The sequence below is a fragment of the Paenibacillus pabuli genome, assembly GCF_039831995.1.
In the GTDB taxonomy this organism is placed as follows: domain Bacteria; phylum Bacillota; class Bacilli; order Paenibacillales; family Paenibacillaceae; genus Paenibacillus; species Paenibacillus pabuli_C.
In genome coordinates, this window is record NZ_JBDOIO010000003.1 from 428,396 (window position 1) to 445,630 (window position 17,235).

The 17,235-nt window shown below is 45.1% G+C and carries 11 protein-coding genes; 9 read left to right on the forward strand and 2 right to left on the reverse strand.

Annotation, left to right across the window (positions count from 1 at the left end):
- Positions 1 to 467 precede the first annotated feature (467 nt).
- Entirely contained in the window at positions 468 to 2,753 is a 2,286-nt protein-coding gene (locus ABGV42_RS04210; RefSeq protein ID WP_347380518.1) for a DEAD/DEAH box helicase, read from the forward strand.
- 106 nt (positions 2,754 to 2,859) lie between these two features.
- On the opposite strand, the gene ABGV42_RS04215 is transcribed toward ABGV42_RS04210, so the two are convergent.
- Entirely contained in the window at positions 2,860 to 3,870 is a 1,011-nt protein-coding gene (locus tag ABGV42_RS04215) for an aminoglycoside phosphotransferase family protein (RefSeq protein WP_347380519.1), read from the reverse strand.
- Entirely contained in the window at positions 3,867 to 4,871 is a 1,005-nt protein-coding gene (gene rsgA, locus ABGV42_RS04220; protein WP_347380520.1) for a ribosome small subunit-dependent GTPase A, read from the reverse strand. The genes ABGV42_RS04215 and rsgA overlap by 4 nt, the downstream gene beginning before the upstream one ends.
- A gap of 610 nt (positions 4,872 to 5,481) precedes the next feature.
- On the opposite strand from rsgA, the gene ABGV42_RS04225 reads away from it, so the two are divergent.
- The 8 genes from ABGV42_RS04225 to ABGV42_RS04260 all read left to right on the forward strand — a co-directional run bounded on the left by ABGV42_RS04225 (position 5,482) and on the right by ABGV42_RS04260 (position 17,214).
- A complete protein-coding gene (locus ABGV42_RS04225; protein WP_347380521.1) occupies positions 5,482 to 6,030 on the forward strand; it encodes a class I SAM-dependent methyltransferase in 549 nt (182 codons plus the stop codon).
- Between the two features lie 430 nt (positions 6,031 to 6,460).
- Positions 6,461 to 8,173, forward strand: a complete 1,713-nt coding sequence (locus ABGV42_RS04230) for a sensor histidine kinase (protein ID WP_347380522.1) — start codon at positions 6,461 to 6,463, stop codon at positions 8,171 to 8,173.
- Positions 8,170 to 9,576 carry a response regulator transcription factor gene (locus ABGV42_RS04235; protein WP_347380523.1) on the forward strand — a complete coding sequence of 469 codons (1,407 nt, stop codon included), beginning with the start codon at positions 8,170 to 8,172 and terminating at the stop codon, positions 9,574 to 9,576. The genes ABGV42_RS04230 and ABGV42_RS04235 overlap by 4 nt, the downstream gene beginning before the upstream one ends.
- A 373-nt stretch (positions 9,577 to 9,949) precedes the next feature.
- Positions 9,950 to 11,686 (forward strand): sugar ABC transporter substrate-binding protein, encoded by a 1,737-nt coding sequence (locus ABGV42_RS04240; protein WP_347380524.1) that lies wholly within the window; start codon positions 9,950 to 9,952, stop codon positions 11,684 to 11,686.
- A gap of 61 nt (positions 11,687 to 11,747) precedes the next feature.
- The gene (locus ABGV42_RS04245) at positions 11,748 to 12,662 is read left to right on the forward strand and encodes an ABC transporter permease (protein WP_347380525.1); all 915 of its coding nucleotides are present in this window, start codon (positions 11,748 to 11,750) and stop codon (positions 12,660 to 12,662) included.
- Between the two features lie 13 nt (positions 12,663 to 12,675).
- Positions 12,676 to 13,569 carry a carbohydrate ABC transporter permease gene (locus tag ABGV42_RS04250; protein WP_347380526.1) on the forward strand — a complete coding sequence of 298 codons (894 nt, stop codon included), beginning with the start codon at positions 12,676 to 12,678 and terminating at the stop codon, positions 13,567 to 13,569.
- 70 nt (positions 13,570 to 13,639) lie between these two features.
- Positions 13,640 to 15,268, forward strand: a complete 1,629-nt coding sequence (locus ABGV42_RS04255) for a glycoside hydrolase family 13 protein (RefSeq protein ID WP_347380527.1) — start codon at positions 13,640 to 13,642, stop codon at positions 15,266 to 15,268.
- 278 nt (positions 15,269 to 15,546) lie between these two features.
- The gene (locus ABGV42_RS04260) at positions 15,547 to 17,214 is read left to right on the forward strand and encodes a glycoside hydrolase family 13 protein (protein ID WP_347380528.1); all 1,668 of its coding nucleotides are present in this window, start codon (positions 15,547 to 15,549) and stop codon (positions 17,212 to 17,214) included.
- The last annotated feature ends 21 nt before the right edge of the window (positions 17,215 to 17,235 follow it).

Consider the following 17,235-nt stretch of genomic DNA (forward strand, 5'->3'; position numbering starts at 1 on the left):
CTAGGCAGAGAACAATTTGGATTCAAAATTTGGAGATTTTATGGAAACTTCCACCAAGTAAATGCGTATGTAAAGCCATATCTAAAAAACTGAATTTCGATGGAATGAATTTGAACTGCTCAGCTTGGAAGCAGCCATGGATGACGATCAATGGAAATCAGAAATAACGACATGATGAAATCATTACCTGCCAATCATGATATCCGTTAATGGTGGTTATTCCTTTTATGCGATTGATTTATCCAATGAAACAGGTGCGATCGTACGTGGAGACGAACCTGAATTCGAAGAAGTCAAAATAGCGGCAAATCATCTGGATGAGTTTTTGGAACTCATTATGTAGAATTCAATCGTACTTCAGTGAGCGAGAGGGCTTGGATTCAGGTATCCTCTACGCCTATGTGACTGTTTAGAGAGGTTGCTATCATTATAGATTTGTGCACTTCGACGGAGGAGGAATCACACGAATGAATTTGGTCGTCAAGTTTATGAAGGAATTCAAAGATCGCGATAACCGGCAGCAGTTAAAAGGCTATCGAAACAAAGTGGAACTCATCAGGAAACGGAATTTGGAGGCATGGGACGATGAGCGGCTTCAAGGGGAATCACTTCGCCTGAAAAAGGAAGCAATAAAGGGCAGACCTTTGGATGAGCTGCTTGTCGATGCCTATGCGTTAGTCTGCGAGGTAGCGAAGAGAAAGCTTGGATTACAACCTTACGATGTACAGATCATGGCAGCCATCGCTCTACATGAAAGATTTTTGATTGAGCAGCATACGGGTGAAGGAAAAACACTCTCTGCTGTTATGCCTGCTTATCTAAATGCGCTGACTGGACAAGGTGTGCATGTGCTGACGTTTAATGATTATTTGGCCAATCGAGATGCCGAGTGGATGGGTCCAATTTATCGTTTTCTCGGATTAAACGTAAACTCGGTTCAAGCGGGAATGAGCCTGGACGCGAAAAAGGAAGCCTACGGGAATGATATTACCTATGTGACGGCTAAAGAAGCGGGGTTTGATTACTTACGCGACACGATTGCACTAAATGAAGCTGATATGGTTCATCGTCCGTTCCACTACGTCATTGTCGACGAGGCGGATTCACTCCTTCTTGACGAAGCGCGGGTGCCGCTAGTCATTAGCGGAGAGTCGGGCTCTTTCAAGAATGACGACATTCGTTTTGCAGAAGTGGCTCGGCAGCTCGAACAGGTAGAGCATTATGAATTCGATGAGTTCCAGCGGAACGTTTACTTGAATGAAGCTGGTTCTGCGAAGGCGGAGTCACTGCTCGGCTGCGGCAATTTGTACGATCGTCATAATGGTCATTTGTTAACGTCATTAAATTGTGCGCTGCATGTGGAAACGTTACTAAAAAGAGACGTCGATTACATCGTCCGAGACGGTGAAATCGAGTTGATTGACGAATATACAGGCCGCGTGGCAGAAAACAGGTATTTACCCGACGGGCTGCAAGCCGCGCTTGTAGCCAAAGAAGGGCTACAGTGGACAGAAGGCGGGAAAATTCTTGGCACAATAACCATCCAACATTTCATTAGCCTGTATCCGGGAATTTGCGGAATGACGGCTACAGCGCAAGCTTCAGCAATGGAGTTTGAACATATCTATGCGCTGCAGGTCGTGCAAATTCCGCCAAATCAACCAAACATACGGATCGACTACCCGCACCGAATTTATACTCACAAAGAAGCCAAACTACAGGCGCTTATACAAGAAATCTTGTCCGTCCATGCGACGGGACGTCCGATTCTCATTGGTACATCTAGCGTCGAGGAGTCCGATAAGCTAGCGGAAGCGCTGGCGAACGTCAACGTACATTGCCATGTTTTGAATGCGAAAAACGACGCAAAAGAAGCCGAAATCATCGCTAAAGCAGGAGAGATTGGTGCCGTAACGGTTTCTACGAATATGGCAGGACGCGGAGTAGACATTCGGCTCGGCGGCGGCAATCGTGAGCAGGCAGAAGTTGTCGCCAAGCTGGGGGGATTATACGTGATGGGTACATATGTGAATGAAAGCGTGCGGATTGACGACCAACTGCGCGGGCGTGCCGGCCGCCAGGGCGACCCCGGAGCCTCCGTATTTTTCGTAAGCCTGGAAGACGAGCTAATGGTTCAGTTCGGCATCCATAAGATGGTTCGAGTTACGAAGCAGGATGGGGCACTTGAGGGGGCGGTGCTTTTCAGTAAAATTGAGCATATTCAGCATGTTATTATGGGTCAGAACTTTGATATCCATCAGGAACTGAACAGTTATTCAGATATGGTCGAAGACCAGAGGCGAATTCTGTACGCGGAGCGGCTTAAAATTTTAAAAGGCGATCTGCCAATGAGCCCTTCGGAACAGAGGGTGCGACTTTTTTATATTGACGAATCCTGGGCTGAACATCTGACATACGTTTCTTACCTTCGCGAAAGCATCCACTTGGAGAGCATTGCTAGCCGCAATCCAATCGATGAATTTCATACGCAAATTACACAGGCATACGAGCAAATTCCGTCTAAAATCAATAAGGAAGCGAAGAAGATGCTTCTAAGACTCGGGGGTTCGAATGAACCAACGGAGTGGGAGAAACTTGGACTGAAAAGCCCGGCTTCCACAAGGACCTATATAATCAACGACCAGTACAGCGAGAATAGGCGCAGCTCATGGACTGGAACGACTGTCTTTGCTTTTTGGGGCCGTCAAATTTTGAGATTGGCACTATGGCCGGTATATAGAATGTCAAAATAATGATGAAGAGTAGTATTCCATATCATCGAATCGATTGGTACTACAAAAGAAACTCCGAAAACCCACTACATTCAAGGGTTTCGGAGTTTCTCTTTTTAGAGCAAATTTAAACAGTGATGTTCTTCATTTCATGAATTTTTTGGAGCATTTGGACAAGTTTCGTCTTCTCGCCATTATCCTCTGTGTGGAGATAACTCTCCACAAACCTGTAGCCAAATACAAGAAGGATCATTTCATAGACGCAATGGTCCGCAACAGGGGGTGCATCGGCATATTCAGAAAATCCTTGGTAATACGCGGGAACACACCGCTCGTAGTAATCGACCATGTAATTAACATCCGCTTCATCCGCAATCAGGCTTGCAAGATCCTCACCCAAATAGCCCCATCCGGTTGTATCCCAGTCGATCAGCGCGATTTTCCCATCGGCATAGATCAGGTTGGTCACCCAGAAGTCCCTGTGGCATAGCACGAGGGGGAGTTTTTCAATGCGTGTAAGTATTTTGTCTGAATGTTCATCGATGTCGATGAGCATTTGCTGTATGTGCTGCGGAAATTCGCAGTCCTCCGAACGGATATAATCGTAGACGACGGGCCATGACCGGTAGTGCAGATACGTATTCTTCATGAGATCCGCATGGCTCAGGTTTGTCAGGCTCTGCAGTACAGTGGGCTGTTTCGCATACAGCTTGCCCTGAAAGCGTCCTAACTCCAACGCAGCCTGTTCATACATGTCACCGGTTAAGTCTAATCCTGTTACACCATCGATATATTCCAGCCATAACTGGAACTCCTCTTCTTCGGTATTCATCTCGGCGTAATAACATGTTGGCCAGCGCAAGGTATCAGAGAACGATTCCCCCAAGTCAGACGCATAAAGATCATATTCCCGGCGCCATGAATCCGGATCATTGTAACGATTCCATTGCTTCTGAATTTTCAGCACGATACGGTAAGATAATTTTTCGCCTACCGCAGTTTCGGCAATCCCCGTAACCAAGTGTACATTTCCCACAGTACCGCCCTGTAACGGCATGGTTTTGTAATCCGCCGAGATGATCTCTTTCTCAAACCGCCTGCTTAAGACATCGTTCAGTGTTTCGGATTTAATATTCATATCTTCCAACCCCCGTTTTTCTTCGTGTTCTTGCTCTGCATGGCGAGCGTTTTGTCCCTTGCCCTTTTGTCGATAAGGTAACTCGTTTTATCCTGGACATACTTGTTCTCATGCTGTTGGGTGAGATAATGCTCCCACCGCTCACGAGAAAACGAACCGTCGGCAATCGCGGAGAGAACGGCACAGCCTGGTTCGGTCTGATGGCGGCAATCCGTAAATCGGCATTGAGGGAACCATTCCTCCACATCGGCAAAGCTTGCGCGTATGCCTTCATTGGCATCAAAAAGCCCAAGCTCACGCATACCCGGCGTGTCGATGACCATCGTACCGGAGGGAAGCATGAACAGCTGACGATGGGTTGTCGTATGCCGCCCCCGGCTGTCGCCCTCCCGAATCGCCTGAACCTGCATGACGTTTTGTTCCATCAACGCATTGAGCAGAGAAGATTTACCGACGCCGGACATGCCGAGAAAGACGACTGTTTTTCCAGGCATGAAATAGGAATCGAGTTCGCTCAGCCCCAGGGCTGTATGACTGCTGATCGCGTGAACCGGCACATCTGGGATACTTTGTGTGACTTCTGAGAGTGGGAGCGTATAATCTTCGACGAGATCAGCCTTGGTCAGAATGACGACCGGCTGGCCGCCGCTCTGCCTGGCTTGTGTCAGGTACCGCATGATGCGGGTAACGTTAAAATCCCTATTTAGAGAAGAAAGGATAAACACATAGTCAAAGTTGGTTGCGACGAGCTGTTCCAGCACGGTTTTGGTATAGCCTGTGGCATGACCGGAGTAATCCGCCCGCGAAAATTTGGAATGGCGGGGCAGTACCGTAACGATGAGAGAGTTTCCGCTCTCGTTGTATTTCAGCAAAACAAAATCTCCGACACACGGAAAGTCCACGCGGGTTTCCGCGCCGTGATAGAACGTTCCTTTGAGAACCGCTGTTACTTCACCACGCTCGGTCATGACCGAGAAGCGCTCGCGCCGAAGCTCTGTCACCCTGCCGGGTAATAATCCGCCTTGAATTGCATCTATTTCTGTATAGCCATAGGTTTTTAAATCAATCATGTTTGTTTGTTAGCTCCTTTAATGTTGTTTTTTGGACGCAAAAATGCCACGGACAAGCAGCCTCTAAAAAAGCTGCTGTCGCGCGGCATCAGGACGCAAAAAAGATACGACCTTCATCGTATCTGCAAACAGCAATATTCACGAAAGGTTACTTTGGATGGCATAGCAAATAATACGGGAGTTTTCCCACCTTTTTTACGTATGCCTACTATTCAGTTTTAAGACAAAACCACCATATAAGTATTTGCCATTAAAAACATCTCCCTTCGTGTAAGGAACTTGCTTATCGCTAAGCTGTTTATAAAATAACCTTTTTTTTCAAAAAAATCAATGATGAAAAGAAGCAGGAAGAACGTATGATGCATGACCTGGCTAGCATTGAATAAGGCCAAAAATCTTAAGTTCAACGATTCGGGACAGTAAGCCGCATTGGGAGATCGAGTTCAGAATGTAAATTTGAGACGTTGCGGTTTACAATAAGATAAAAATTAATTATAGTTATCAAAGAGTTGTTTTATCTACAATCAAAGGAGAGATCAACATGAATCCAAAATTACAAAAGAAAATTAGCAATTTAGAAAATATCGAGAGATTTCCAGCAGAGGAATTATTGGAGCTTTTACCTGTCAAAAAAACCGACAATGTATTGGACCTTGGAGCAGGCACTGGTTACATTTCACTTTCTATTGCTGAACGAGTGAACACTGTATATGCGCTGGATAATGATAAGGATGTCCTTGAATATTTGGAAACCCAAGCGAAGGAGAGAGGCATCGCGAACATTCAATCTGTTGTAGGTGACTTTAAAAAAATTCCGTTAGATAACCTTGATATAGCTATTGCTTCAATTTCTTTACACGAGGTTCAACCACTTGCAACAGCTCTGAAAGAAATCAACAGAAGTTTGAAAGACAGAGGCTTGCTCTTATGTATCGAATTAGAGAAGACAGAAACTTCAACGGGTCCAAGGGTTTCTTCGAAAGACATGGAAATTGCAATCCTAGATGCTGGCTTCTCGATCGTTAACAAAATCTACCCGTCCACCAAAATTGCCAACCAGTCTATCTACATTATTCTGGCTCAAAAGTAAATGACAAGAGCAACAATTGCAACAATGATGATTTATGAATAAAAGAGTATTTAATATTAAGCAACGAGAGACAAAGGTTTAATATAAATGAAAGCGAGGCTGCCGGTATTATCGGCGGCCTCGTTTATCTATGGAACAGACGTATTACGAGTATTTGAACGGTTAGCAGGCTTACCCGGATGTTCTGAAGCATGAAAGCGTTTGACTTATTTGAATATCGATCTATAATTATGAAGGAAATTGGACTTGGACGAGAGTAGTCGGAGTGGCCTGATTTTGTCCGCCTGAATGGATTGAAATGCCGACGAGCTTCAAAGTAGGCCGGGGCCTATGGGGAAAACGAAAATCGGTATAGCTGTATGTATACTCACAGCAAGCTTCCATAACCAGGAGGCTTGCTGTTTTATTTTCAGAAGGAGACTAGGTCAGAATGACACTTAAAAAAAGGATTTTTTTATTGTTCTTTCTCAGTGCGTTTATCCCCTTTATCAGCATATTTGCGATCTCTTACTATACGATTGACTCCATTTTCGCAAATAAAATCGATGATGGTATCCGCAGCAATTTACAGCAGGTGACATCCTCACTGGAGAATTCGATCACCAATCTGAATCACGTTACACAGCAATTGTCTTACCGAGGAACCATTGGCAAAAAGCTGGATGAATTCCTGAAACCTTCCTCGGATATCCTCAAATTGATGGAGGCCCGGGATGAATTAAAGAGCGAGTTAAGCGTGGTTACCTTTACCAATCCGAATATCGGTTTGACCTTATACTACTTCCAGAAAGATGGCACTACACAGTTCGGCAACTTTCCCATTAAGGATCGATTTTCTCCTGAGACTCTGCCTGTACTCTTCCAAACCTATGGCATTAAGTACTATGGTCCGCATATCAGCATGAACCGGTTCGATGACCAACTCGTTCTGTCTGCCATGCGAAGAGTACAGCAGCCCGAAAGGAACGACGTGTACATTTACGTAGAGTCCGGCTTCCGCCTTACACAGGATACCTTGAGATACAATCAGTACAACGGCACTTTATCTCATCTGATCCTGGATGGTGAAGGCAACATTGTGTACAGTGAGATACCGGAAGCCATGAAGGTCGGAGAGAATTTCTCCAGCTTGACGGCCGATCCTGCCAAGGACGGAATATCCCGGGGGTATCACTGGTTCAAGGAGGAATCGTCACAGAAATGGAGTGTCGTATCGGTTATTTCGCAGGCTCAATATCAACAGGAGAAAAACCAGTGGTTACTTCAAATATTGCTGGTCGCTTTATTTTTCCTCGGCTTTACCGTATTTCTGGCGTGGCTCCTGTGGAAGATGGTCTACAAACCACTCGGCTTGTTCCATTCGGAAATCAATGGGATGTCCCAAAATCCACAAACGACAGGAAGCCGAGCTCGCACCCAGATTCCCGAATTCGATTTTCTGCTCGGTGAATTTTCAAATATGCAGCATCAAATTGGCGACCTCTTCAAGGAAGTACAGCAGAAAGAGAAGATTCGTGCAGACCTGGAAGTGGAAAAACTGCTCTATCAGATCAACCCGCATTTTCTGATGAATACGCTGGATACGGTGCACTGGTTGGCTGTCATGAACGGACAAGGGGAAATCGACAAGCTGGTGCAGTCATTGAACAAGCTGCTCTATTACAATTTGGGCAAATTAGGACAAGTATCCACAATGGAAGAGGAGATTGATGCGTTAAGGCAGTATCTGATTTTGCAGCAAATCCGATATGACTTTGAATTTGATGTTCGCATTACTGCAGATGAACAAGTGCTTCAAATTCCTGTGCCTCGCTTTATTCTGCAGCCGCTGGTTGAAAACTCGCTTTATCATGGATTGAGTGACGAGGGTTTTATTCAAATCGAAGTGACATGCAACACAACGTTGAACATTATGATACAAGATAATGGAGCAGGCATGACCGAGGAAGTTATTCATAAACTGCTGAACAATCGTGTAGCTGAACAAGAAAAAGTAGGAATGGGGATCGGTCTCAATTATGTGCACCGCATGTTGAAATCACAGTACGGAGATCAAGCACAACTGGTGATCGAGAGTGAATTGGGAACGGGGACAAGCATACTGCTCATACTGCCTATTAAAGGAGAAGATATCTCGGCATGATTAAGGTACTGATTGTAGATGACGATAAGCTGGTTCGCAAAGGAATTAGCTCTGCGATGCCATGGAACGAGTTCAACATGGAAGTTGTAGGAGAAGCAAGCAACGGAGCGAAAGCACTGGATTTTCTGAAAAATCAACCGGTCGATCTGATGTTGACGGATCTTGCGATGCCGGTCATGTCAGGGATTGAACTGATGCGAGCTACGAGACAGCTCTATCCGGAACTGCATATCGTTGTCTTAACACTGCATCAGGATTTTGATTATATCCAGGAAGCGCTTAGGCTGGGAGCCATCGACTATATAGCCAAAGTCCAGCTGGAGAAAGAGCAATTCGAACATGTTCTGCAGCGTATACATACCCGAATTGACGGGTTGAAGAGTACGAACCTAAAGATGCCTTCGCAGAATGAAATCAATGTCTATTATCCAAATGTGTATGTACTCGTTTCCCAAGATCGCAAATCAGAACAGGCGTGGCCTATCGAGCTGACCATCCATGGAGATGAGATCAGGTGGGAGATTGAACGGAATAGCTGGATGTGGGCAGCATCCCACTGCGAAGAAGATCAACTGTTTAATCATTTGAAGGAGTCCCTGAACCAAGTTCCTCAAAGTACATTATTGGTTCTGTCTGACGTCCAAGAGCGAACGTGGTCGCAAATCAAAAACTGGATTATGAATTATACAGAGACGTCTTTATTCTATGCGTACAACCCCAATGATCGAATCATTTCCGTTTCGATGAATGAGGAAGAGACATTTTCAATAGAGCCGCAGGATGATGACATTAACCGGATTAAGCAAACTTGGTTCCAAACACCATGGACTCACCATGACAGTTACTACGGCCAACTCATTGAACAGTTCAAATCATTACGATTACATAAAGGACAGTTGATGGGATTGCTTTATTCAATCGTTATGGAGTGGAATCACCTTTTTGCCCAAACAACACTTGGAAGAATCCCCATGATCCATTCTTTTGATTCCTGGTACGAGGTTGAGGAATGGATGAAGCAGACTGCTGCAGGTATTCGAAAGGCCGATGAACAGACTTCGTATTCACAGGAAATTATCGATGCCGTGAAAAAAGCGGTGATCATCCTGCAGAATGATTTGGAACAGGCGTATACAGCTTCAGCTCTCTCCCAACAACTCAACATCAGCCGAAGTTATTTCAGTCAATGTTTCAAAGACTTGATGGGGAAAACCTTTAATGAGTACTCCAGATTCATCCGGGTAGAGAAGTCCAAGGAGTATTTGCTCAATACGAACAACACGATATTCTGGATTGCAGAGCGAGTGGGTTATACGGATGAAAAATATTTTAGCCGCATTTTCCGCGAACTGACAGGCCTTTTGCCAAGTGAGTATCGACAGCTACGCAGAGAAGTTAAATAGCTGGCACCTTCTCAATGAGCAAACATCCATTCAGTGTAGAAAGGGAGCTCATACCCTGATGAGCGATGTAGGATGTCATGTAAATGATACGAGAGACATTGTCGATTGTTGCTCAATTAATGCCGACAGTATCCTGCTTTAGGAGCTGCCGGCTCTTGTTTTTGGATTAAGAATAAGCATAGTTAGACGAATGTTCTTCCTTAGGTAGGGTAAATGCTCACAAATGAATGAGAGCTATAGGATCCCTGCTGAAAACTGTAATCATTCCTCTATCCAAACGGACGTGCAATCCCTATCTCGACTAATCTTCACTTCATTTTATACTGAAAGCGCAAACAAAAAATGAGAAACAGAATAAGGGGAATCGAACTAGATGAGAACAAAATGGTCCATGAAAATCACACCGTTGACGAAACGTCTCGCGGTGCTGTCAATGTCTGCCTTGATGGTTGCGTTTCTTGCGGCGTGTGGAGGCTCTACCAATCCTCCTACTGCAGAGGAAGCAGGGAAATATGAGGTAACGCCGGGGGATCCGTTCAGTGCCTACAAAGACGAAATCACCGTCACCATGGGACGGGTGACCACAGCCAATCCGAAACTGCCGGCTGGAGATACCTATGAAAACAACGCGTATACTCGACTGGTCAAAGATACATTTAACGCTCAGATTACCGATCAATTTGAAGCCAATGGCGAAGATTATAGCCGTCAAGTTTCGCTTGCCATCGCATCCGGGGAATTGCCTGACATGATGCGTGTTGATTCCAAAGATGAATTGAAAGAACTGGTTGATAATGATCTGATTGAAGATCTGACAGCCATTTACGATCAATATGCCACGGATAACATCAAACAGATGTACGATTCCTATGACGGTCGAGCATTAGACAATGCGACGATTGATGGACGATTGATGGGCCTTCCGGCGACTTCCCTGGATTCGGCACCAACGATGGTTTGGGTGCGCCAAGATTGGCTGGATCTGCTAGGGATCCAACTTGATGCAGATGGAGACGGTGCCATCTCGCTGGGTGAAGTAGAGAAAACGGCACAAGAATTCCTGAAAAGAGATCCGGGTCAAACCGGAAATCCGGTCGGTATTCCATTTGTAAACACACTGAATACCACCGATTACAATGCTTCTGCTTATACCATGCTGGGTGTTGCCTCAACCGAGGGCGCGTTCCCGCAATATTGGATGAATGGTGAAGACGGCAAAATCGTGTATGGTTCCACGACAGAAGAAACGAAGCAAATGCTGGGTATCATGGCGGATTGGTACAAGAATGGCATCATTGATCCCCAATTCGGAACCCGCACCTTTGATGATATTACTGCACTCTACGCCAATGGCCAGAGTGGTATCGCTTTTGGACCGTGGCATATCCCTGACTGGGGACTGATCAGCGTGAAGCAGATGGATAAAGATGCGAAATTCTCAGCGTATACACTCGAGGATGAAGACGGCAATGTAAACGTAGCACACGCGAATCCATCCAATCAGTTCATCGTGGTGAGAAAAGGATATGAGCACCCTGAACTGGCCGTTAAAATTCTAAACCTGTTCTACGATAAACTGGCTAACGACAAGGATGTCGCAACTACGATGCCCGAAGCCGCCAAGTACCAGGAAACCGGGGTAGACGGTTCGACCAGACCTTTCAATATCGAAGTCAACTCGGCGACATCACTGCTGGATGATTACTCTGATGTCGTTCGTGGAATTAAAGGAGAAATTGGCCTGGACGAGGTTCGCACCACCGAGTCGAAGAACAATATCGGAAGCATCAAAACGTACTTGAGCGACATGGATACGGATGACGTGACCGCTTGGTCAAAATATCATTCGCGCATAAATGGAGTTGGACTAATCGACAAACTGACACAGGAAAATAAATTCGTTTGGATGACTCCGGCTTACTCTGGCACTACACCAAGCATGAAACAGACGTGGGCCAATCTGACGAAGCTCGAGCAGGAATCGTTCATCAAAATCGTGACAGGTTCTGAACCGCTTGATTACTTCGATACATTCGTCAGCAACTGGAAGAAACAAGGCGGTGATCAAGTCATTCAGGAAATTGAAGACGAGATCGCAGCGAAACAATAAACATCCATGATCAGTAGCGGGGCTGCGATATGCAGCCTTTCTTCAGGAAAGGGGCTCATCCATGAAACAGGGGAAATTGAAAGCAAGAGGCAGGCTTGGCACGGGTGCCATGTACCATATGATGATGCTTCCGGGCATTTTGTTTTTGCTTGTATTCAGCTATATTCCAATGGTCGGTGTCATTACAGCTTTTCAGGACTACATACCGGCCAAGGGCATGTTCGGCTCTGAATTTGTAGGGCTGAAGCATTTTATTTATATGTTTAAGCTGCCGGATATCGGGCAGGTCGTCAGCAATACGTTGATCATTGCGATTGGAAAGATTTTGCTCGGAACGATGATGGCCATCATTTTTTCTGTTTTGTTAAATGAAATTCGTATCAAATACGTTAAAAAATCCGTGCAGACGATTGTTTATCTGCCGCACTTTCTATCCTGGGTAGTACTCGCATCCGTCGTTGTCAACATGTTCAGTTTGGACGGAATCGTGAATCAAATGCTCGCGTTCTTTGGCCTGGAAAATATTAATTTCCTTGGCAGCAACACCTGGTTTCAGCCACTAATTATAGGAACAGACGTGTGGAAGGAGTTTGGTTACAGTTCGATTGTCTACTTAGCTGCTATTACGTCAATTGACCCCGGTCTATATGAAGCGGCAGGAATGGATGGAGCCAGCTGGTGGAGAAAAGTATGGCATATTACATTGCCGGGTATGCTGCCTATTATTCTGCTGATGGGTGTAATGAGCCTGACCAATATTTTGAGTGCAGGTTTCGATCAGGTCTATAATCTGTATAATCCGGTTGTCTATGAATCGGGCGATATTCTGGATACCTACGTCTACCGGATTGGTCTCGTTGGGCGACAATATAGTTTCGGTACGGCTGTTGGCTTGTTCAAGTCCGTGATCGGCATCGTGTTGCTCTTGTCTGCGAATCAACTCGCCAAAAAATATACGGACCGAAAAATATTCTAAGGAGGCCAAACCTGTGTCCTATTCTGCAAACTTCAAAGATCGAATTGGCCGGTTTGTCATCTATGCCATCGTAATCATGCTGGCATTGGTCTGCCTTCTTCCATTATGGAATATTGTTGCCATTTCATTCAGCAGCAGCGAGGCCGTATCCGCCAATGCGGTAGGTCTTGTTCCGGTCAATTTTACAACAGCAGCGTATACGAAAATTATCGATGATGCACAGTTCTGGCGTTCCTTTGGCATATCTGTTCTGCGTGTCGCGCTAGCCCTTGTGCTTAACATGATTCTGATTATTTTGATGGCTTACCCGCTATCCAAATCGAAAAGGGAATTTAAAGGCAGAAACATTTATATGAATGTTATGATTTTTGCCATGTTGTTCAGCGGAGGCATGATTCCGACTTACCTGCTGATCAAAAACCTGGATATGCTCAATACAATATGGGCACTTGTTCTGCCAGGCGCTGTTCCGATATTCAGTGTCATCCTCGTGATGAACTTCTTCTCTGCTGTACCTAAAGCGCTTGAAGAAGCAGCCTTCATCGATGGGGCGAATCCGCTTCAAGTTTTGTTCAAAGTGTATGTTCCCGTGTCCATTCCCGCATTGGCGACAGTCGCCTTGTTCAGTATCGTGGGGACTTGGAATGACTTCTTCAGCGGTTTGATCTATATGACCAAAGTCAGCAATTATCCGCTTATGACCTATATTCAGTCCCTTAACGTGAATATTGCTGATCTGCTTCAAGCCGGTACGAATTCCAGCGAGCTCAGCAACCTGACTGAAATTTCGAACAAAAACCTGAATGCGGCCAAAATCGTCGTGGCGGTCATTCCACTGCTGCTGATTTATCCTCTGCTGCAGAAATACTTTGTGACAGGCATAGTTGTTGGATCGGTCAAAGAATAGCGAGATGCTGTGACCCACCTTAACGGAGAGGCAGCACTAATCTGGGGAAGCAAGAAAGGTTGAATGGAACATGGAAAATAAAAAATGGTGGAAAGAAACCGTTGTATATCAAATATATCCGCGGAGTTTTCAAGATAGTAACGGAGATGGAATCGGCGACTTGAAGGGGATTGTGTCAAGGTTGGATTATTTGCAGGAGCTCGGCATCGGTGCGATTTGGTTATCACCCGTTTGCAAGTCTCCTCAAGATGATTTTGGGTATGATATTTCAGATTATCAGGATATCGATCCCATGTTTGGGTCTTTGGAAGATATGGAAACGTTAATTCATGAAGCCGGGAAACGGGACATTCGAATTATAATGGATCTGGTCCTGAATCACACGTCGGATGAACATCCTTGGTTTCAAGAAGCCAAAAAAGGCAAAGACAATCCGTACCATGACTACTACGTCTGGAGAGATGGCGTGGAGGGAACGCCTCCGAACGACTTGGGGTCCACATTTGGGGGCTCAGCCTGGGAATGGGTGCCTGAGATCGGGCAGTATTATTTGCACCTGTTTTCCGTAAAACAGCCGGATCTCAACTGGGAAAACCCCAAAGTCCGGCAGGAGATTTACGATATGATCAATTGGTGGATCGACAAGGGAGTCGGCGGGTTTAGACTGGATGTAATCGACTTAATTGGCAAAGAACCAGATGCGAAGATTACGGGCAACGGGCCAAATCTGCATAAATATATCAGGGAACTAAGCAAGGAGACGTTCCAAAACGCGGAAGACCTGCTGACCGTAGGAGAGACATGGGGCGCGACCCCGGAAATCGCCAAACTGTACAGCAACCCGGATGGCAGTGAGTTTTCAATGGTATTTCAATTTGAACATATCGGCTTGGATGAACAAGAAGGCAAAGGAAAGTGGGATCTTAAGCCTTTGGATGTGATGGAATTGAAAAAAGTGCTGTCCAAATGGCAGACGGAGCTTAAGGGCGACGCATGGAACAGTCTGTTTTGGAACAATCATGACTTGCCACGAATCGTCTCACGTTGGGGAAACGACGGAGAATTCAGGAGCGAATCGGCGAAAATGCTGGCGACCCTTCTTCATGGCATGCAAGGCACGCCTTATATCTATCAGGGTGAAGAATTAGGCATGACGAATGTGCAATATGGCATTGAAGATTACCGGGATATTGAATTGCTCAATTTCTATAAGGAAAGAATGGGGAAAGGTTACTCTGAAAGCAGCGTTATGGAGTCGATCTATGCCAAGGGACGCGATAACGCGCGAACACCTATGCAATGGGATGCTTCCGATAACGCAGGTTTTACACAAGGGGAACCTTGGATTAAGGTGAATCCGAATTATAAGCAAATCCATGCCGAGGAAAGTTTGAATAACCCTGAATCCATATTCCATTATTATCAGAAGTTAATTCAATTAAGAAAAGAACATGAAGTGATCATATATGGCGATTATGAGCTGGTTTTCCCTGATGATCAAAATGTGTTTGCTTACACCCGAACGCTAAATGGAACCAAAATCCTTGTTGTATGCAATTTTCAAGGAAATACGATTGAACTCCCGCTTCAGGAACAATTGGCAGAGACTAATGAGCTATTAATATCCAATTATGCAGGTGAACTGCCCGAGAACGTATTGCGTCCATACGAAGCAAGAATGTACCTTACACATGCGTAAAGCATAATACTATAAATAAAGTCTATATAAACTGCTTATACAGACACACGTTAACGGCGAGGCAGAACCAATCTGGAGAAGCGAAGCGTTCGCCTAAGAGCTTTCTGAAGGAAAGCTGCATCGGAAGCATACGCTTATCACCAGATTTTCCCCTTAGAGAAGGGGATTCAGAAAATCTGGGGATAACAGCGATCGGAAGATGGTACTGCGCTCGTAGTGCCCTTGTGTGTTCGATTAGTGCAGTTTATATCGTGGTTGAGAAAGAAGGATTGCGTCAAATGAAAAGAGTATGGTGGAAAGAAGCAGTCGCTTATCAAATCTATCCGAGAAGCTTTATGGATTCCAACGGGGACGGGATTGGCGACATTAAGGGAATTATTTCAAAATTGGATTATATCCAAGATCTTGGTATTGATCTGATATGGATCTGCCCGATGTATAAATCACCCAACGATGATAATGGTTATGACATCAGTGATTATTGTTCCATTATGGATGAATTCGGCACGATGGCGGAATTTGATCAATTACTGAACGAAGTTCATCATCGGGGCATGAAACTCATCATGGACTTGGTGATCAATCATACCAGTGACGAACATCCGTGGTTTATCGAATCCAGAGCTTCGCTGGATAATCCCAAACGAGACTGGTACATCTGGAGAGATGGGAAGAACGGGGAAGAACCGAATAACTGGGAAAGCATCTTTGGCGGTTCTGCTTGGGAATATGATGAAGTTTCCGGACAGTACTATCTTCATTTGTTCTCCAAAAAGCAACCGGACTTGAATTGGGCAAATGAAGAAGTTCGGAAATCCATTTATGAAATGATGAATTGGTGGCTGGATAAAGGGATTGATGGTTTCCGTGTCGATGCAATCAGCCATATTCACAAAGAAGAGGGCCTATTGGACATGCCAATCAAAGAAGGCGTCAAATACATCTCTTCGTTTGAAAAGCATATGAATGTCAAAGGAATTCAGCGTTATTTGCAGGAAATGAAAGAAGAAACATTATCCAAATATGACGTGGTTACTGTCGGGGAAGCGAATGGCGTTAAGGTAGAGGACCAAGAAGATCTGTATGATTGGATCTGTGAAGTCCGGGGCAAGTTTAATATGGTCTTCCAATTCGAACACCTTGACCTGTGGAATAACAGCACGGACAGGCAGCTTGATGTTCCCAAATTGAAAAATGTCTTGACCAAGTGGCAAAAATCGCTGGAAGGCATCGGCTGGAATGCTCTATTTATTGAAAATCACGATCAGCCTCGCAAAGTTTCATCCTGGGGAAATGACGCGGAGTATTGGTATGAAAGTGCCACCGCGCTTGGAGCCATGTACTTTTTCATGCAGGGAACCCCATTCATCTATCAGGGGCAAGAGATCGGCATGACAAACGTGGCTTACCCTTCCATAGAGGATTATAACGACGTAGCCGATCAGAACCTATATCAGATCAAACGCGAAGAAGGGATGTCGCATGAGGAGATCATGAACATCATTTGGGCTTCGAGTCGCGATAACTCCAGAACGCCGATGCAGTGGTCATCGGCAGAACAAGCCGGTTTCACCACCGGTAATCCATGGCTTAAGGTGAATGACAATTACGTTAATATAAATGTAGAGAAACAACTTCAGGAACCACGTTCCATTCTACATTTTTATAAACAAATGATTCAGCTGCGAAAAGAATACGATACGTTGACATATGGTATCTATGAGCTTCTTATGCCAGATCATCCTAGTGTATTTGCTTATACACGTACATTGGGAGAGCAACAGGTGCTGGTCGTAGTCAATCTTACTGGACAGATCGCGGAGCTTGGAGAAGAGGAGCTTAATCTGAACTTCTCCGAAATTTGGCTTACCAATTACGAGAGTGACAAGCTGCCAATGATGCTGCGACCGTTCGAAACAATTGTTGGTTTAAGCAATAAAGTATAAGTGGGAGATCCGTCCGGGTAT